The organism is Pseudomonas sp. RA_15y_Pfl2_54 (genome assembly GCF_963971015.1).
GTDB lineage: Bacteria > Pseudomonadota > Gammaproteobacteria > Pseudomonadales > Pseudomonadaceae > Aquipseudomonas > Aquipseudomonas baetica_A.
Window position 1 is genome coordinate 35,137 of record NZ_CAXAPN010000029.1, and the last position, 18,733, is coordinate 53,869.

Sequence of the window (18,733 nt, forward strand, 5' to 3'; positions counted from 1 at the left end):
AGCCTACAAGCGACATGGAAATAACCGACGCCGGTTCGTGATTCCGGCGTCAGCAATTCACAACCCGGTCTGTAAGGCTGCTGAAAGCAACGCGCTCTATATTCAGCAGCCTCAGCGGACGGATAACCGGGATCACCCGGAGACACGCCTGATGAGCGAGCTTTTTTACAACGCGGTGCCGAACGCAACCCGCGTTGCACCGCCACTGCCCGAACCTCGGCAATACCCCAGCGAGAAACCCTCGCAGGTCTACCTGTTCGGGACGTGTGTAGTCGACCTCTTCTACCCGGAAGCCGGGATGGACGCGATCCATTTGCTGGAGCGCGAAGGGATCCGGGTCGAGTACCCGCAAGGGCAGAGCTGCTGCGGACAACCGGCCTACACCTCGGGTTACACCGAGCAGGCACGGACGGTGGCGCGCTCACAACTGGCGCTGTTTGCCGGGGATTATCCGGTGGTCGTGCCGTCGGGCTCCTGTGCCGGCATGCTGCGAGAACATTACGCCGACTTGTTCAAGGACGAGCCGGACACACTCAAACAGGTCCAGGCCCTCGCGGCCCGTACCTATGAGTTAGCGGAGTTTCTGCTGTTCGTCTGCAAGGTGCAGCTCAAGGACAGCGGCGCACCGGTGAAAGTCGCGCTGCACACCTCGTGCTCAGCGCGCCGCGAGATGAACACTCACCTGCATGGCCGAGAGTTGTTGGCGCAGTTGAGCAACGTGGAACGGGTCAATCACGACCACGAAAGCGAATGCTGTGGCTTCGGTGGGACATTCAGCGTCCGTATGCCAGACATTTCCGGCGCGATGGTGGCTGACAAGACCCGAGCGCTGAAGGAATCCGGCGCACACAAGGTGTTGAGTGCGGACTGCGGCTGTTTGATGAACATCAACGGTTCGCTGGAAAAACAGAAAGAAGCGCTGCGCGGCCAACACCTGGCGAGTTTCCTCTGGCAACGAACCGGGGGTGCGCAATGAGTACCTCGGCGATTATTCCGACGATCACCGTAGAAGAAGATTTCCGCACCCGGGCGCACAACGCCTTGGGTGATCCGCAGCTACGGAACAACTTCCGTACGGCGATGGATTCACTGATGACCAAACGGGCAGCGGCTTTCAGCGATGCCCACGAAAGAGAACACTTGCGTGCTCTGGGCAACTCGATCAGAGCCCGCGCGCTCTCCAAGTTGCCCGACCTGCTCGAGCAACTGGAACAAAACCTGACCCGCAACGGTGTGACAGTGCACTGGGCGGAAACGGTGGACGAAGCCAATGGCATCGTCTTGTCGATCATCCGCGCTCACGAGGCGCGGCAAGTGATCAAGGGCAAATCGATGGTCAGCGAAGAGATGGAGATGAACCATTTCCTCGAGGCTCAAGACATTGAATGTCTGGAGTCCGACATGGGGGAATACATCGTCCAGCTCGACCACGAGAAGCCTTCACACATCATTATGCCGGCGATCCACAAGAATGCCGGTCAGGTCGCGTCCTTGTTCCACGACAAACTTGGCGTGGAATACACCAAGGACGTTGACCAACTCATTCAGATCGGTCGCAGAGTCCTGCGGCAGAAATTCTTCGAAGCGGACATCGGCGTCTCCGGCGTCAACTTCGCCGTGGCCGAAACCGGCACCTTGCTGCTGGTGGAAAACGAAGGCAACGGGCGCATGACCACCACCGTGCCCCCCGTCCACATCGCCGTCACCGGTATCGAAAAAGTCGTGGAAAACCTGCGCGACGTGGTCCCGCTGCTATCGCTGCTGACCCGCTCGGCGCTGGGCATTCCAATCACCACTTACGTCAACATGATCTCCGGTCCACGCAAGGAACATGAACTCGACGGCCCGCAGGACGTGCATCTGGTGTTGCTCGACAACGGTCGCAGCCAAGCCTTCGCCGACAGTGAACTGCGCCAGACCTTGAACTGCATCCGCTGCGGCGCGTGCATGAACCATTGCCCGGTCTACACCCGGGTCGGCGGTCACACCTATGGTGAGGTGTATCCGGGGCCAATCGGCAAAATCATCACCCCGCACATGGTCGGTCTGGCGAAGGTTCCAGACCACCCGAGCGCCTCGTCGTTGTGCGGCGCGTGCGGCGAAGTGTGCCCGGTAAAAATTCCTATCCCGGCATTGCTGCGTCGCCTACGCGAAGAGAACGTCAAAGCCCCCGACAGCCCTCATCAAGTGATGCGCGGTCAGGGCAGCAAGTACTCGCGCAAGGAACGTTTCATCTGGAACGCCTGGGCGAAACTCAACAGCTCGCCGACCCTGTATCGGTTATTCGGTTTCTTCGCCACGCGCCTGCGCGCCCTGGCGCCGAGCAATGTCGGCCCATGGACGCAGAACCACAGTGCACCGAAACCCGCCGCCCGCTCATTGCATGACATGGCCCGCGAGCATCTGGCCAAACAGGGAGATCGCTGATGAGTGCCAAGCAAAATATCCTCGGCAAACTGCGCAAAAGTCTGACCGGCACCACGCCGATTGCTGACGACTTCGACGTCGATCTGGTGACTCAGCCTTACACCTACAGCGCCGAACAACGCATCCCGCAACTGCGCAAGCTGATGGAAGCGGTGCACACCGAAATCCATCTGACCTCAGACGCAGAGTGGCCGGCACTGCTCCAGCAATTGCTGCGCGACCGTCAATTGCCCAGCCTGTTGATCGCACCGACGACAGCGCACGGGCAACGAGTCACACAGCACTGGGCGAACAATCCTGACCTGCCAACGCTGAAATCCTACAACCGGCCGATGGAAGAATGGAAAGCCGAGTTGTTCAACGACACCCCGGCCAGCCTCACCGGCACCCTCGGCGCCATTGCGGCAACAGGTAGCCTGATTCTCTGGCCGACCCGCGAAGAACCGCGCCTGATGAGCCTGGTGCCGCCGGTGCATTTCGCTCTGCTCAAGGCCAGCGAAATCCGCGACAACTTCTATCAGGTGCAGCAAGAATTTGAATGGGCTCAGGGCATGCCGACCAACGCGCTGCTGGTGTCCGGCCCATCGAAAACCGCTGACATCGAACAAGTGCTGGCCTATGGCGCCCACGGCCCGAAAGACCTGGTGGTATTGATTCTGGAGGACCGATGAGTCTACCGGCGGCTTTCCTGCGCGATGCGCAGCAACTGATTCCGGCTGATCGACGCTTTGACGATCCGCTATCGACCCTGGCTTTTGGCACCGACGCGAGTTTCTATCGGCTGATCCCCAAACTGGTGATCCGCGTCGAGTCCGAAGACGAAGTGGTGACCCTGCTGAAACTGGCTCAACGCGACCGTGTACCGGTCACGTTCCGCGCCGCCGGCACCAGCCTGTCGGGGCAGGCGATCAGCGATTCGGTTTTGATCGTGCTTGGGGATAACTGGAACGCTCGCGAAATTCGTGGCCAGGGCACGCAAATCCGTCTGCAACCGGGCGTGATCGGTGCCCAGGCCAACGCCTGGCTGGCGCCATTCGGACGCAAGATCGGCCCCGATCCCGCCTCGATCAATGCCTGCAAAATTGGCGGCATCGTGGCCAACAATGCCAGCGGCATGTGCTGCGGCACCGCGCAAAACACCTATCACACCCTGGCCGGCCTGCGCCTGGTTCTGGCCGACGGCACGCGCCTTGATACTGAAGATGCCCACAGTGTGGCGGCGTTTCGCGCGAGCCACGGCGATCTGCTCGAACGTTTGGCGACGCTCGGTCGCGAGACTCGCGCCAATGCCGAACTGGCCGCGAGAATCCGCCACAAATATCGTCTGAAAAATACCACTGGCCTGTCGCTCAACGCCTTGGTGGACTTCGATGAGCCTGTGGATATCCTGAGCCACTTGCTGGTCGGTTCCGAAGGCACTCTCGGCTTTATCAGCGCGGTGACTTACGACACCGTTATCGATCATCCGAACAAGGCCTCGGCGCTGATCGTGTTCCCGGATGTGGAAACCTGCTGCAACGCGGTCACCGTACTGAAAAGCCAACCGGTGTCGGCGGTGGAACTGCTGGATCGGCGCAGCCTGCGTTCGGTGCAGAGCAAACCGGGTATGCCTGCTTTCGTACAGCAACTGTCGAACAATGCCTGTGCGTTATTGATCGAATCCCGCGCGGCTTCTTCCTCATTACTGCAGGAACAACTGGCGCAGATCATGGCGTCACTCAGTGGTTTCCCGGTGGAGAAACAGGTCGACTTCACTGAAGACCCGGTCGAGAACGCCCGCCTCTGGGCAATCCGCAAAGACACCTTCCCCGCCGTCGGCGCCGTGCGCAAAACCGGTACCACGGTGATCATCGAAGACGTGACCTTCCCGGTCGAGCAACTGGCAATCGGTGTGAACCGCTTGATCGAACTGTTCGACAAACATGCCTACGACGAAGCGATCCTTTTCGGACACGCACTGGAAGGCAATCTGCACTTCGTTTTCACCCAAGGCTTCAACAGCGCGGAAGAAGTCGCACGCTACCAAGCGTTCATGGACGACGTCGCGCAATTGGTGGCCGTGGAGTTCGGCGGCTCGCTCAAGGCCGAACACGGCACCGGGCGCAACATGGCGCCGTTCGTTGAGCTGGAATGGGGCAGCGACGCGTATCAACTGATGTGGCAGCTCAAACGCCTGCTCGACCCCAACGGCATCCTCAACCCGGATGTGGTACTCAGCGAAGACCCGCAGATCCACCTCAAACACCTGAAACCGCTGCCGGCGGCCGACGAGATTGTGGACAAGTGCATTGAGTGCGGCTTCTGCGAACCGGTCTGCCCGTCGAAAGGCCTGACCCTCAGCCCACGCCAGCGCATCGTGATCTGGCGCGACATTCAGGCGAAAAAACGTGCCGGCATCGACACCACCGAACTGGAAGAAGCCTACGAATACCAAGGCATCGAGACCTGCGCCGCGACGGGTTTGTGTGCGCAACGATGCCCTGTAGGCATCAACACCGGCGAACTGGTGAAAAAGCTTCGCGGTCGACACGCAACGCATCAGAAAACTGCCGACTGGATCGAAGGAAATTTCGCCAAGACCCTGCAAGGGGCACGCTTCACCCTGCACGTAGCCAACGGCGCGCGAATGCTGCTCGGTGCGCCGCGTCTGACCAAGCTTTCGGCAACGCTGACGCGCCTGTCCAAGGGCCAAGTGCCTCTGTGGACGAGCGCGATGCCGCAACCGGAGAAAGCCATCCGCTTCAGCCCGAGCGTGTCGGACGAACGCCCACGCGTGGTGTATCTGGCGGCGTGTGTGTCGCGGGTCATGGGCCCGGCGGCGGGCGATAAAGAGCAGATGTCGCTGCATGACAAAACCCGTGGTTTGCTGGAAAAGGCCGGTTACCAGGTCGTCTTCCCGGACAATCAGGACAACCTCTGCTGCGGTCAGCCCTTCGCTTCAAAGGGCTATGCGGAGCAGGCCGAACACAAGCGGCAAGAACTCATCAGCGCCTTGCTCCACGCCAGTCGCGGCGGGCTTGATCCGATCTATTGCGATACCAGTCCGTGTACGTTGCGACTGGTGCAGGACGTCGCCGATGTGCGTCTGGATCTGTACGACCCGGTGCGTTTCATCCGTACGCACCTGCTTGATCGGCTGGACTTCACGCCTCAGGACGCACCGATTGCAGTGCATGTGACGTGCAGCACTCAGCATCTGGGCGAAAGCCAGGCGCTGATCGATCTGGCGCGCAAGTGCAGCAAAACCGTGGTGATTCCGGAGGGTATTCATTGCTGTGGCTTTGCCGGCGACAAGGGCTTCACCACACCGGAACTGAACAGCCACTCGCTGCGCACACTCAAGGACGCAGTGCAGCATTGCAGTGAAGGGATTTCCACCAGCCGCACGTGCGAAATCGGCCTGACGCAGCATGGCGGGATCGACTATCACGGCTTGGTTTATCTGGTCGATCGAGTCACACGAGCCAAATCTGCCTGATCCATTTGTATTGAAAAGGGGCTATTTCGCCCCTTTTCAAGGCGAGCAGAGAGGTGTTTCGGCTTTTTCATACCGAACGTAAAAAAAAACGAATTCCTCTGCGCAGCCGCAGTCGATTAATCAAGCCCTAAACGAACGTGGCTTGTTCCGACCTCGGCAGAGCCGCCAGATCGTCCGGCAGCACCGAGACCAACTGTTCAAGGAGATACCCATGAAACGCACTGCTTTTGCTGGTTTGTTTATTTCCGCCGCACTGCTGGCCTCCCCCGTGTTTGCTGCGGACAACGATCTGTGCACCTCAAAACTGCAAGAACTCAAAGACAAGGTCACGTCCCTCCCGGCCACGTCGGAAAACACCACCATGGACATCAAGCGCATGCAGGGCGACGCGGAGATGGCGCAAAAAGCGGGTGATGACAAGAAATGCATCGCCTCGGCCACGCAAGCGCTGCAACGCGTAGACAATCTGGCCAACGAACCCGCCAACTAATGACAGCGTGGCCAACCTTCGGGTTGGCCTTCCCCTGTCGTTTGGCGTACACTGCGCAGGCTTGTTGCTCATCAAGATGTACAGAGCAATGAGTTCGGGGCCGTTTAGGATTCGACGCCGGTTGCGAAACTTTAGGTGCATGCCGAGTTGGTAACAGAACTCGTAAATCCACTGTTGCAACTTCTTATAGTTGCCAATGACGAAACCTACGGGGAATACGCTCTCGCTGCGTAAGCAGCCTTAGCCTTCCCTTCTGGTACCTTCGGGTCCAGCAATCATCAGGGGATGTCTGTAAACCCAAAATGATTGTCATATAGAACAGAATCGCCGTGCAGTACGTTGTGGACGAAGCGGCTAAAACTTACACAACTCGCCCAAAGCACCCTGCCCGTCGGGTCGCTGAGGGTTAACTTAATAGACACGGCTACGCATGTAGTACCGACAGCGGAGTACTGGCGGACGGGGGTTCAAATCCCCCCGGCTCCACCACTTCATCATCTAAAGACGTCCACGGACGTCTTTTTTTGTGCCTGAAATCCAGTGAATACGGGGGTTTCAGGGCTGCGGGGGGCGCTCCAGGTTTTTTGAGTTCCAGGCGGTTTGGTATTCCCAATGGTATTCCCGGCTACCCGGCGCTAATCTTGGGAATACCAAAAGGTGTCATGGAGTACTTCTCATGTGCGCTCAAACCACCCGCCTCTCCGACCGCCAGCTCAAGGCGGTCAAACCGAAAGACAAGGATTACGTCCTCACCGATGGCGACGGGCTCCAGCTGCGAGTCAGGGTCAATCGCTCGATGCAGTGGAATTTCAACTACCGGCATCCAGTAACCAAGAACCGAATCAACATGGCACTCGGCTCCTATCCCGAGGTTTCTCTTGCGCAAGCCAGGAAGAAAACCGTTGAGGCCAGAGAGCTGCTTGCACAGGGCATTGACCCCAAAGCTCAGCGTAATGAATTGCAGGAAGCCAAACGAGCGGAAACGGAACATACGTTCGAGAACGTAGCCACCGCGTGGTTCGAATTGAAGAAGGATTCTGTCACCCCAGCGTATGCCGAAGACATCTGGCGCTCACTCACGCTGCATGTATTTCCGAGCATGAAATCAACGCCGTTATCAGAAGTGAATGCCCCGATGGTCATCAAGCTCCTTCGGCCGATTGAGGCCAAAGGTAGCCTCGAGACCGTGAAGCGGGTAAGCCAGCGCCTTAACGAGATCATGACCTACGGGGTCAATTCCGGAATGATCTTTGCCAACCCTCTCAGCGGCATTCGAGCGGTCTTCAAGAAACCCAAAAAAGAGAACATGGCCGCGCTACCAGCTGATGAGCTTCCCGAACTCATGATGGAAATCGCGAACGCCAGCATCAAGCGGACGACCCGCTGCCTGATCGAATGGCAGCTGCACACCATGACCCGCCCCTCCGAAGCGGCGACCACCCGATGGGCAGATATCGACTTCGACAAACGCATCTGGACCATCCCTCCGGAGCGAATGAAAAAGCGTCGTCCGCACACAATCCCGCTGACCGAACATGCACTCTCGTTATTGGAGACACTTAAGCCCCATAGCGCCCACAGAGAATATGTGTTCCCGTCAGATAGAAACCCGCGCACCCACGCGAATAGCCAAACAGCCAACATGGCGTTGAAACGAATGGGTTTTCAGGACCGCTTGGTCAGCCACGGAATGCGCTCCATGGCCAGCACAATCCTGAACGAGCATGGATGGGATCCGGAGCTGATCGAAGTCGCGCTAGCGCATGTCGATAAAGACGAAGTTCGAAGCGCCTACAACCGGGCGGATTACATCGAACGCCGGCGCCCGATGATGGCCTGGTGGAGTGAACATATCCAGAAGGCAGCCACCGGCAGCCTGTCGGCATCCGCCATCAATCAAACCAGGGACCGCAACGTCGTGCCGATACGCTGAGCATCCAAAGGTTGGCGACGCCGGCGACAATCCGTGTCGTGCTGCAGGGCGACAGAAGTGACGACTCTCGTTAAATCTATCGCATGCCTGCGCTTCTTCGGCCAAGCCCCTGAGTATGGGAAGGCTCCGCATTCCCATACTCAGGGGCTCCCGCTTAAAAGCGTCTATCAGACAACCACGAGTTGCGCCTTTCTGCGGCGGATCAACCCTGCTGTTAACTCATAGTAATAGACCGTCGCTGGTGCTGAACTACGCAGATAGTGCTCTAAAAACCATCTGGTGTGCTTTTCCTTCCAGGACCAGGGGGTCGCACAACTCCAGCGCTCACGAATCGCATCGCGCATCCTTTCTGCCTGCCTGATATGTCGCTGCCGCGTGGCATGCGCACCTTTGAGCACGGGACTCAGAAACAACGCTATATCGAACTCGGACTTCATCGCCGACCTCCGATGTAGGCACTCACCACATCGCTGCGGTTATGTCCCAATTCGTGGCTGATCTGTTGTCGTGCACGCTGATCAAGCTCTCGATCTTCTCGATGAACACGACCGCCATTGACGGGTGTATCGAAGCCAGTCAGTTGCTCATAACGCTCACAGGCGTAAGCCGCCCTCAGCTCATGAAAGCCTTTCAATCCATGCTCGTGCAGGAGGTCCCGTGCCGGTCGCACAAATGATTGCATAAAGTCTTTGTAGCTCTCGTTGGGTGCTAATAGGTTCCGACTGCCCTTGGGTGAAACCTCGCTAGCCCTGTCGAGGGCGTCGCGGACTTTATCCGTGACAGCAATCCAACGCGATGCCGATGCGCCTGACCGCCCACCTTTGGTGCCATCCTGGATGTTGATCTTGCCCAGTTGCCCGGCCTCACGTTGCAGTCGGGGCAGATCCGCCAAGATCGCCTCACGCAAGCGCATGCCGGTCTCCCGGGCGAGGAGCAAAATGGCCCCCACCCTTGCCTGCTGACGGTCTGAAAGCGCTTGCGCAATCAGCCTGACCAGCACACGGTCTTGACCTTGCGGTACCTCACTACGAACGTTTGAACGCTGTAGGCCTAACGCCTTACTCGGACTTGGGATTTTTACGTACTGATCACCGCGCAGCGCGGCCATCGTTCGGTTCACACTGGACAGGCGATTCTGCGCGGTGGCGATGCCGACGTTGCCCTGATCAACCTGCTCCTTCATATAAGTGGCGTACCGCATCAGGATCTCGCGGTCGATCTGTCGCGCGTCATTAAGCCTCGGCCCTTCCTCGGATCGACACCAACGCACGAAGGCATGCCAGCGATCGCTATGGGCTTTGACGGTAGCAAAATGACCGTCGCCAAACAGATCTTTCAGGGCTTGCGGTCCGGCATAGCTGAGCTGGCGACCGAAGCCAAAATTACGCCCAGCTCGCTTACCGACCCGAGCCATTTTTCTGCTCCTGATCGACTGCAGTGAGAGCATGCAAAAGAGCTCGCCAGTGCGCACTCATGATGGCGAGCTGATCCCAGTCAGTCGGGCGAAAATACAGCGAATTGTTCACGACGTAGAGCTGCGCGCCCTCTTCTTTCAACCATTGAATGATGGCTGTCGTCGAGGTGATAGTTCTACGGAGGCTGGCGACATCGGCGACAGCGGCGACAACCCTTGCCCTGCCTGGCTTTGAGCGTGGCGACAATGTGGCGACAGTAGCGGCGACAAATCGCACTTTCGGCTGCTTTTGGCGCTGAGCCAGATGGTTGCGCAGCGCTTCATCAAGATTGAACATGGCGCACCTCGAAGGTGTGGCCGTCGGTGATCAGCCAATGATGATCAAGCAACTCGACCAGTAGCTTGGTGGCATGGCGACTGCTCTTACGAGCAAAGCGAGGGCCATTGCGATTCAGGTCTCGAATACTGAAACGCTTCCAATCTTTGACCTGTAGCCAACGCAGCAGCCGGTCAGCCTCCTCTTTTACCCGGCACACCGGTTCCTGTTCGGTCAGGCGCTGGATCTCGGTGAGGTAGTAGCCGATTAAGGCCGAGGCCCGTTGGATATGGTCGACCTCCACGACGCTGCTCTCCTCCACCACTGCCAGGATGCTGGCGACACGCAGCAGGTTGTCGGCAGCCTTCGATCCGTTGGGCCGTACGCTGGCCAGCTCGCCAAACTCACCCAACTGAGCTTCGATGGCATCGTGTAAATCAATCCAGCGACGACGAGCCAACGGACTGAGGGTCAGCGGTGATAGCTGCAGAGCACCATCAGGAGACAGTGACCACGGCTGATAAAACAGGGCCGAAAGGCGGTGGTGATAGCGCTTTAGGGCAGCGTCTTTGGACAAGTCGACAGCCTGGTAACTGCGTTGTCCGGCCAGGCTGGTAGGCCAGGTCATGAGGCAGCGACCGAGGATGCCTTGCCCCTGCAGCAACGGGTCACTGAGCAACTGCATGGCCAAGTACGGTTGCAGCATCAGGTGCAGACTCACGCGTCGGTCATACGCTCGCAGACTTTCGCCGGCCATGGAGCGCGCGCGATCTATCGGACTGCCATCCCAGAGTGACGATAAGGTCGTGACCGCTTTCAAACGGTTATCCCGACTCATGGTGCTGCTGCCGAGGAATTGCCCCCCTTCATCGCAGAACAACCCCATGCTCGGCAGGTCGTGACAGAGGCCTTTGATCAGGGCCTCGATAGTCGGGTCCGTGGTGATCAACCGAGGGGCCGAAGGCTCCGCTTCGAGCGGTGCGCTTTTTGTGGGGTCGGGATCGGCAGGATTGATACGCTGCGCCTGTCGCTGTGCGGCACGGTAACGGACAAGTTGTTCGCGATAGCGCTGCCACTGCTCACGCTCCCATTGCCGTGCTGGCAGCAATGCACATCGGTCTGCTGCGGTCTTGCGATCACCAGATGCGGCCACTGTGATCAGGTACAGCGACAGCGGATAGTTTCTCCCGTCGAGCTGTAAGCCTGCATGACCTTGGGTGGCCAGTGCCGAGGCGGACAATACCGATTGCGCGGCCAGTGCCCGGGGCACGCCGATGACCTCGGCCATGCGCTCAACCGCGGGCCCAAGAATTCCACCCAGTGCCTGGACAGGATAGGGCTCAGCCACAGGCTTCGCCTCGATTAACGGTCGGGGGGACCGTGGGAGTTCAAGCTTCGGATCTAACTGCTGCATGGGCCCTCTCCTCGTTCATTGCTAGTTGTCCTCACGTAGTCCCGCCACGGCTGTTGAGTGTTATCAGGGATCAAGGCCCCTGCGGCCTGTGAGGTGTTCACTGACGCGGAACGAACGGCTCCTTACGACCGGGAGCAAGGGCATGAACCCATGAATCTGGCCTCCTTAGACGCATCCGAAAATGCGGGCGGGTGGAGGCTGTGCCGACTGACGAGTTCGGCAGCTAGAGATCCTGGGGGGAGAAGGCAAAGACCTAGACACCTGGGGCATGCCTGACTGTCAGTCAGGTGCAGCCTTTCCATTGGCTGCGGCACCGGTGCCTGTGTCGTTGCGGATGGCGACGAATCGGATTTGTCAGGCCGATTGTCACGAGGAGAGTTGCGGCAGTGCCCTGTACGACGTGGCTTGCAGCAGTGGTACGAGCGCCCGTCTCTTTCCAGGAGAAAGAGACGGGCGCAGTCTGGCGCAGCGAAGTGTGCCGAAAGGTGAGGTTGCTGCAACGCAGCGAGGTAGGTCCATCGTCTGCCGCAGTGGGCAGATAGGTCGAGTGAGCACCCATCACTCTTGGGGAGTGACCGTGCGAGCCGCCGGACGCTAATCGCACTTCGGGAGAACCACCACGCAAGTGACGTAGCCTTGAAGGTTCTGGCTACCTGGGCTGGTGCTGTCAACGACAGCGATCCGTGCGCCAATTGTTATACCCACTCGAAAACACGGTCAAGCATTACGGCCAAAGCGCGACAGAAGTGGCGACTGTCGCCACGCGCAAGACCCCGTTCTGCGTGGGTTGTCGCCGGTGTCGCCGCTGTCGCCACCTCTCTAGCCATAGGCCTACGACAAGCTCCGCTCTGACGCTGAAACTGCATTGCGCTCGATAGAGATCGCGGGCAATTACTCGGGTTAAAGAAGATGTGGCGCTAATCACATTTGAAATGGGAGGGTGGAATGAGTCGGCTTCGAGAAAGAGCGGGTGAACCCTCCGATCGGCGCGATCAAAGATCGCTGGATCGGAGGGTTTGGCTACGGCCGACTCAGAGGCAAACACACGCCGAATGATTGATGGATAGACAGTCTGCCTGGCAATCACAACCGATTTTGACGCGTAGTATTGGCGGCGGATGCTGATGGATAATCAGCCTCACCTGAACGGAGCTATTAGAGAGCAATAATATGAAGGACGAAATAATCCCCTCATTTCATCGGCAGTCCGAAGATCGTGAATTCATGGAGCAGGCGATTGAAGAAATGCAGCGGTGCGAGGGGACCCCAAAGGTAGGGGCTGTAGTAGTTAAAAACGGGGAAATACTTTCAGTTGGTCATCGCCGCGACCGTGTCCACGCCGAAAGAGTTGCTGTTGAGGCAGCTACGGCCAAAGGCCTATCTCTGGCCGGCGCGACTATCTATACGACTCTGGAGCCATGTGTAGAGGTAAGATCAAAAAAACAGCCGTGTTCTGCCTTGCTGGCAGATTTGAATGTGCACAGCGTCGTCATCGGATCGTACGACCCCAATCCGCAAATAAACCGGAAAGGCTGGTTGGCCCTTATCGAAGCGGGTGTCACCCTACGAGACTTTGATCCAGACCTGAGAAAGATAATCGATGATTTGAACTCCGGGTTCGTTGAAAATTTTAGACGGGGAGTAGGCCCCACTGGACGGCATAGGTTCGACTACACGCTTCAGGATGGCGAATTTGAAATTTTCTTCAGCGCCACTGATCCAAGGAGTATTAGGACCCGATGGACACTCATAGGTATAAAGCAAATAAATGCTTACGCATGGCGCGGATATAAGGTTGCCATTGCTAGATACGCTAGTAACTTCAGTCAAATTGATGATGCGACTGCTTTAGACTACCAGCAACAAGTGATTGTTCCAGAAGGAGGAATCGTGTCGTTTCTTTCAGATCAAGGTTGTGTTTTGGTGAAAGTCATCGAGGTGCAAAGCGGGGTGAAATATGGATCATCTTGCACCTCTGTGAAATTGGAGTTTCAAGTTAGAGCCGATAATGTAACTCCGGCATAAACGCTGGCGGCGTATGCACAGTTGATGACGGTAGGGCGTTAAAATCTATCCTTTCGATGGAAGGGGGGGAGTTTACTCCCGCTATCAACGGCGCTTAGCAATGGATTGTTGATGCTGATTTACGGTTCCAAGGGAGTGAAGATTTTCTAGGAGCCGGATTCCCAGAAGGTTAATCAGCTGATCGATTCCCTCGGCCGAGGTATTACCGGGAAGTACTTGTGTCCTATCCAGCAAAGGCGGGTCAAGCATTTTCTTCAAGGGGAAGTGATAGCCTTCAAATTACCGGTTTTCGCCTGCGGCATCCGATGCTCCGCAGCACGCCCAGTTACCCCCTGATATCGCTGACACGATTGTTCCTGATGACGGCCCAGATCCCGATGATCATGGGCCCAAGTCCTAGCTTTCCATCCCGACACCGCCCATGCTGGATAGAGCCGTTACCCTTTCCAACCACGGACCAAACCTACGGACCCGCTCAATCGAGCTATTTCCCAAATAGATCAGAGGTACAGATGGCGCTGAATTTTTCCACAGACCTGACGATTGATAGCTGCGAGGAGTTCATCGCTAAGCTCGCGGATGCACCCCAAGAAGCCCCTCTATACCTCCCGGTCGAAGTCAGTAACTCACATTTCGGCGGTGTCGCTGCCGCTATCCAAGCCATTAATACCTGGGGCCGATCCCGTGAGTACAGAGAAATTATTGTTGGTGGTAACCCGGCAGATGCGGATGATCTGGTTAGAGAAGCGGTAAGCAAACCACACAAATTTTGTGCATCTATGCTGAGTAAAAGAATAACTGACTCTAACGCTTCAACAGACTTACGCCCTATAGTAAACAGGGCCGCCAGCGAGATTATTGAGGGGCAAGGCAAGAGTAAGTTCGGCCAGCAGCGTGGGCCGCTTTGCTGGTTTGCCTTTGTGGATCACAGTACAAAAGGGTTCGACAAGAATTTCTATACACACCCACAGAATGAGAAACCACAACCACGACAACTTGCCCAAATAGAAACAGTAATTCGATCTATGGTCAACAAATCTATAGATATTATGGGCGCAACCAAACAGCTAGCTGAAGAAGACATGAGCCATCTTGGCAGAATCTTTTTCGAACTATTCATGAATAGCCATGAACACGGCACTAAAGACAAAACTCGTAGCGATTGGCTAAAGCCTGGGCAGCGCGTAATTTATAGTAACGGGATAAATCTACCCAAGGCAGCGATAGATAAAAGAGCCCAGTCAGAGAAAGGACTATCGCTTTACCTGCAATCTCAAAACAATCAAAACAATAGAAGACGATTTATTGAGATTAGCATTATTGACTCAGGGCTCGGCTACTATAAGCGCTGGTGCGCTGATCAGTCCGACCAGTCCGATCAAGAAACAAACGACAACATCAATCATGAGTACTCTATCTTGAAGAGGTGTTTTACTTCACGACAAACATCCTCAGCCAATGTAAACAAAGGGCATGGACTTCCTGTAGTTATGGATCGGCTAACCAAGCTAAATGGATTCATGCGAGTTAGAAGCGGACGACTTTCACTTTACCGTGATTTTGTCACTCAGCCTTATGTGCCCGACGACCCTTGTGAATTCTTTGACTGGACAACAGAACAGCCTGCACAGGCTGAACTCACACCAATGCTACCAGTGGTCGGCGTATCGGTGACATTTCTGATACCGCTGGAGGAAAAGCAATGAGCCAGTGCTTTGCATTTCGCTTTGAACACAGAGAATCCAGACCGGCGCTATTAATCTCCTGCACGACAACTGTAGTTCCAGATCAAATCATTAAAACAATTAAAGCAGATGTAGAAAACAATCTGCTTCCGAGTGCTGTATACGTGCTTAGTACAGATTCGCAGCGGAACACATTGCTCAGCTTGCTTAACGATACATCACTTATGAGTGAGTTCGACTCGTTTGTAGGCGATCCAGCGCAAAAATTTATACCCATATTTTTTAATCCCTCGGGCGAGTTTTTCTTCTGCAGGGATGAAAGCCCCGTCTCCCTTACCTTGAAGAACAACATTCTTCAGGCAGGAATGCTAAGAATTTTCAAGACAAGGCAAGGCCTTATTTCATCCTCACCAAACTTTCACTTTTTAAAGCCTTCTAACGACCACTGCAATGCATTCATTCGCGCATCAAATTTACTAGTAGCTGGTGAAGAAGTCGCCTTTTTAGCTATATCTTTACTCCCATTACTTAAACCACAACCAAATAGAATATACGTTGACACATCCTCCATTTCTTATTTAGTTTGCAAAGCCGTTCTTATGTCAGGCCGATACGGTGGGCGCGTGCCTCTGATCGAGAGTTATGAGTCATACACTGCCGTAAATCAAAGCTTCGATTTCGTAGAGGCTCCTGAAAGTCTGGTTTTGATTTCCGCAACTACCAGCGGTGGCTTAGCTTCAAAAATATTGAACGGAACAACATTTCCGAACAGTCAAGTAGTGACCCTATTCTACAGCAAGCTTATCGGAGATCAGATCGGCATATACGATGTTAAAGATGCCATTCCCGCTGAGGCATCATCAGCCAAACCTGAAGATTGCGCTGATTGCGCTCGCGGTTCTAGGCTCATAAAAATCGTAGGCGATCAGTTTCTTCCTGAGACTCCCACAAATGCTCAGCTGATAATAAAGAAAACCGATTTCACAGGCAAACGGGCTAAATTTTTCGAGGATTTTGCCGCGAAAGGGTTGCTCCAGTGGAGGAAAGCTTCAGATATTAGAGCCGACTCCAAGGAACACTTTTATGTAGATGTTGGCTTGTATCTTCAAGCCCCAACAGAAGAATTCAGCGGCGAATTTGAAAAAGCCATAAAAAAATACTTTTCCCGTGACGTTGGAAAAGTCATTGCTTTAGATGATCCTGGCTCGACCGCACTTATGGAGTCACTAAAATCAATCGTAAGTAACAACGAAAACATTACCTGGAGTAGGATGGCAGACTTAGTTGGGGACTCCTTAAACGATGCCGCATCTGTGGTGGTCGTAGCTGGAGCGATCACTTCTGGCCGCAAGCTCTTGGACGCGTCTCGCAGGCTTCGTTGTATTGCCAAATCCTCGTCGATCCTTTACCTAGTGGGCTTTTCCAAAGTACCAAGCATGGACATATTGGATCAATTGCGAAAAGACCTACAGCTTGGCGGGCACACCCTAATTATCCTACGCGAATGCCCACTACCGCGCATTGTCGCCCAAATCAAAACGGCTTGGGATGCCGAGGAGTTCCACCTTAGTAAATTTGCAGGTGATCAGCTTTCGGGGGAAACCGTAGAGTTACCAGCAGCTCTGACAGAAAGGGTCGTCGCCTTAACGGGAGAGGCAGAAGGCTCAAACGACTTGTTCTTGAAAACCACTTCTGGTGACACACTTAAACTCAGAAATACGTTCGCATTTTGGTCGGGCCTGAATATTGACAATCAACAAGCAACGCAAGCTGACGTTTACTGGACAATTCAATCTATTCTGCATGATCTAAGAGCCAAACCAGACGAGAATGGATTGGCAAGCATCTATCATTCTACCGTTATTAGTCCAGCCTGCTTTGACAGATATAACGATGGTGTGATTCAAGCCTGCCTGCTCCGCGCTGCCACACCTACAGAGCTAAACTATTCAATAGATAACGATTTCAGCCAAAAGATGACTGACGTACTCATTTCCGTCATAGAGAATCACGAAAACGATCAAGGTGAAGCCGCTCTAGAGTTTCTTATGGCACTATGGATCGACAGGTTACAAATAACGAAAGACCACCTGCGTAACATTACTTGTAAATTCAAATCGTCTCAAATGCCTGAGGATATTCGCTTCCTTCTCGATCAAATCGAGCTAAAACTACAGTAGATCGTTAGTTCGCCCCTCCCTAGTGCACTTAATAAAAGTGCGCTAGGGCCAACTTAAATGTCTTTACTTACAAAAACCTCGTCCACATTCATACAAGCAGCGCCAGTTCCGGCCACAGTTCTAACCCACCGATTTGTGAGAGTCGAGTCAGGCTTTGATTGCAGGATGCTGACGTGTACTGCCCCCCATCCTCCCCGGATGTGAACAGCCTGATAGCACTCGTTCTACTAAAAAATACTCAAGATGCATGCTGACCAGCTTCAGAAAAGTGAAGCCTGACGCTTGGGATTGAGCACCTCGATCGGTATATCGTAGAGTGCGCTCATTCCATTGCGAAAGTCCTTGATGCCGCCGTAGCTGGGATGACGAATCGCAACCACCTCAACACCGAACCGGCTGGCGTAATTGAATGCATCCTGCCCAATCGCAACCACGCGGCGTACCTTCAGCCACTTGATCAGCATTTCATTCAGTACGTCAACCTGCTGGAGTTCACGGGCCGTGAACTTGCGGTTGGTGAACGGATTTCCTGGCTCATGGGGATGAAAAGGGAAGACGTTCCACAACAGGGGCGGGAGATCAACCGCTCGCAATACTGACCAGATTTCAGAGGCCGTACGTTCTGCGAGCGCCGGACCAACGGTCGCTTGCTTAAAATTTGAGCCCGGATATCTCTGTGTCATCTCGGAGAGATGGTATTCATCCGTAAGTGCAAGTCCTGTCCGTCGCCCGCCACGGTAGCCGAGGTCGCGCCCCATCCAAATCGTGTCCACGCCAATCTCTACGGCGGCGTTCAAATAGCCACGAAGATTGCAACGACGCGCCGATACGGCGTCAGAGCGGTCGTGGACCGGACACTTGTCAGCGTATGGATTGAATACGTTGTCCAGCTTCAATTTAGACAGGGCATTCACAAAGGCTGTAGGGGTCATTGCTGCTCGTTCTTTACAGGAGGTTCAAAACGCATGATGTGCGGAATCACGCCGACGAACACAATGCCGCCGCAGTGTGTTTATAAATTTCGGGAGATCTAAAAGCCTGTCAGTATGGCTTTTTCCCACAGCCAGAGCTCGAATTTCTCAATCTCATAGCAGTCCGCCATGCTTTTGATCAGCTTGAGGATGCCGTAACCACGAGTGCCTTATCTGATTCGGACATAGATGATGTGAGCCTTAACGTGGTTAAAAAGCCAGGTTGCAAAACCTTCCTCAATGATCATCGAGCGAGCTCCGTCCTCATTACTCAAGAGATGAGACATCACTCACGACCACACCAGCGAATTTCCTTCGCACCGACGACGGTGTGCAAGCAGCGCTAGAGCTTGCACGTGCTGATTCGACGTTACAGTTACGGTGAAGTACACCTCAGTTT

14 protein-coding genes and 1 other RNA gene are annotated in these 18,733 nt (G+C 55.1%); 10 read left to right on the plus strand and 5 right to left on the minus strand.

Features of this window, described 5'->3' with window-relative positions:
* Positions 1–151: 151 nt before the first annotated feature.
* The 7 genes from AACY50_RS20260 to AACY50_RS20290 all read left to right on the plus strand — a co-directional run bounded on the left by AACY50_RS20260 (position 152) and on the right by AACY50_RS20290 (position 8,328).
* Complete coding sequence (locus AACY50_RS20260) at positions 152–976, plus strand: (Fe-S)-binding protein (RefSeq protein ID WP_339465469.1); 825 nt, start codon at positions 152–154, stop codon at positions 974–976.
* On the plus strand, positions 973–2,427 hold the full coding sequence (locus AACY50_RS20265; protein ID WP_339465468.1) for a LutB/LldF family L-lactate oxidation iron-sulfur protein: 1,455 nt from the start codon (positions 973–975) through the stop codon (positions 2,425–2,427). The genes AACY50_RS20260 and AACY50_RS20265 overlap by 4 nt, the downstream gene beginning before the upstream one ends.
* Entirely contained in the window at positions 2,427–3,098 is a 672-nt protein-coding gene (locus AACY50_RS20270) for a LutC/YkgG family protein (RefSeq protein ID WP_339431678.1), read from the plus strand. Before AACY50_RS20265 ends, AACY50_RS20270 begins: the two co-directional genes overlap by 1 nt.
* Positions 3,095–5,905, plus strand: coding sequence for an FAD-binding and (Fe-S)-binding domain-containing protein (locus AACY50_RS20275; RefSeq protein ID WP_339539052.1), 2,811 nt, complete (start codon positions 3,095–3,097; stop codon positions 5,903–5,905). The genes AACY50_RS20270 and AACY50_RS20275 overlap by 4 nt, the downstream gene beginning before the upstream one ends.
* A gap of 211 nt (positions 5,906–6,116) precedes the next feature.
* Complete coding sequence (locus tag AACY50_RS20280) at positions 6,117–6,395, plus strand: hypothetical protein (protein WP_221730590.1); 279 nt, start codon at positions 6,117–6,119, stop codon at positions 6,393–6,395.
* 96 nt (positions 6,396–6,491) lie between these two features.
* Positions 6,492–6,884, plus strand: a transfer-messenger RNA (tmRNA) gene (gene ssrA, locus AACY50_RS20285).
* A gap of 187 nt (positions 6,885–7,071) precedes the next feature.
* Complete coding sequence (locus tag AACY50_RS20290; RefSeq protein WP_339539053.1) at positions 7,072–8,328, plus strand: integrase domain-containing protein; 1,257 nt, start codon at positions 7,072–7,074, stop codon at positions 8,326–8,328.
* A 167-nt stretch (positions 8,329–8,495) separates the two neighbouring features.
* Here AACY50_RS20290 and AACY50_RS20295 read toward each other — a convergent pair whose 3' ends face one another.
* Genes AACY50_RS20295 through AACY50_RS20310 form a run of 4 tightly spaced genes read right to left on the minus strand, consistent with a single transcriptional unit; the run spans position 8,496 to position 11,472 of the window.
* Positions 8,496–8,765: a hypothetical protein gene (locus tag AACY50_RS20295; protein WP_186574449.1), complete on the minus strand. Its 270-nt coding sequence runs from the start codon at positions 8,763–8,765 to the stop codon at positions 8,496–8,498.
* Positions 8,762–9,742 carry an integrase domain-containing protein gene (locus tag AACY50_RS20300; RefSeq protein WP_186574447.1) on the minus strand — a complete coding sequence of 327 codons (981 nt, stop codon included), beginning with the start codon at positions 9,740–9,742 and terminating at the stop codon, positions 8,762–8,764. Before AACY50_RS20300 ends, AACY50_RS20295 begins: the two co-directional genes overlap by 4 nt.
* A complete protein-coding gene (locus AACY50_RS20305; RefSeq protein WP_186574445.1) occupies positions 9,726–10,079 on the minus strand; it encodes a hypothetical protein in 354 nt (117 codons plus the stop codon). Before AACY50_RS20305 ends, AACY50_RS20300 begins: the two co-directional genes overlap by 17 nt.
* Complete coding sequence (locus AACY50_RS20310) at positions 10,066–11,472, minus strand: YfjI family protein (protein ID WP_186574443.1); 1,407 nt, start codon at positions 11,470–11,472, stop codon at positions 10,066–10,068. Before AACY50_RS20310 ends, AACY50_RS20305 begins: the two co-directional genes overlap by 14 nt.
* A 1,170-nt stretch (positions 11,473–12,642) precedes the next feature.
* Here AACY50_RS20310 and AACY50_RS20315 point away from each other — a divergent pair.
* The 3 genes from AACY50_RS20315 to AACY50_RS20325 all read left to right on the plus strand — a co-directional run bounded on the left by AACY50_RS20315 (position 12,643) and on the right by AACY50_RS20325 (position 17,362).
* A complete protein-coding gene (locus tag AACY50_RS20315) occupies positions 12,643–13,497 on the plus strand; it encodes a deaminase (protein WP_186574441.1) in 855 nt (284 codons plus the stop codon).
* A 512-nt stretch (positions 13,498–14,009) separates the two neighbouring features.
* A complete protein-coding gene (locus AACY50_RS20320) occupies positions 14,010–15,203 on the plus strand; it encodes a hypothetical protein (RefSeq protein WP_186574439.1) in 1,194 nt (397 codons plus the stop codon).
* Positions 15,200–17,362 (plus strand): hypothetical protein, encoded by a 2,163-nt coding sequence (locus tag AACY50_RS20325; protein ID WP_186574437.1) that lies wholly within the window; start codon positions 15,200–15,202, stop codon positions 17,360–17,362. Before AACY50_RS20320 ends, AACY50_RS20325 begins: the two co-directional genes overlap by 4 nt.
* 260 nt (positions 17,363–17,622) lie before the next feature.
* On the opposite strand, the gene AACY50_RS20330 is transcribed toward AACY50_RS20325, so the two are convergent.
* The gene (locus tag AACY50_RS20330; RefSeq protein ID WP_186574435.1) at positions 17,623–18,294 is read right to left on the minus strand and encodes a uracil-DNA glycosylase; all 672 of its coding nucleotides are present in this window, start codon (positions 18,292–18,294) and stop codon (positions 17,623–17,625) included.
* Positions 18,295–18,733 lie beyond the last annotated feature (439 nt).